Origin of the sequence: Bacillus sp. SIMBA_008 (assembly GCF_046535495.1) — a bacterium.
Classification (GTDB): domain Bacteria; phylum Bacillota; class Bacilli; order Bacillales; family Bacillaceae; genus Bacillus; species Bacillus subtilis.
The window spans coordinates 1-265 of record NZ_JAWRWL010000607.1 but is presented as its reverse complement, the minus strand read 5'-3'; the positions used below and the strand labels follow the sequence as shown (position 1 = coordinate 265).

General features: G+C 69.8%; 1 protein-coding gene. It reads right to left on the bottom strand.

Annotated elements, in window-relative coordinates; translation table 11 throughout:
• Nucleotides 1-265 (bottom strand): hypothetical protein (locus SB658_RS24615; RefSeq protein ID WP_410603015.1); only part of this gene is annotated, 265 nt, incomplete at both ends.

Sequence of the window (265 nt, the reverse complement as noted above, 5' to 3'; positions counted from 1 at the left end):
ATGCCGGGCAGGCGCGAGATCGAATCGGCGATGCTGATGTCCGGCAGCTTGCCGATGTCCTCGGCGGAAATGGCCTCGACGATCGAGGTCGATTCGCTCTTGGTCTCCACCGCGGTCTCGATCGCGTGGCGGATGCCGGTGACCTGGACCGCGTCCAGCGTGGTGGGATCCTGCGCGGGGGCTTGCTGGGCCTGGGCGCTGGCGATGCCGGCCAGGGCCAGCCCGCAGGCGAGGACGAGATGGCGGCGATGGAACGCCACCTGCG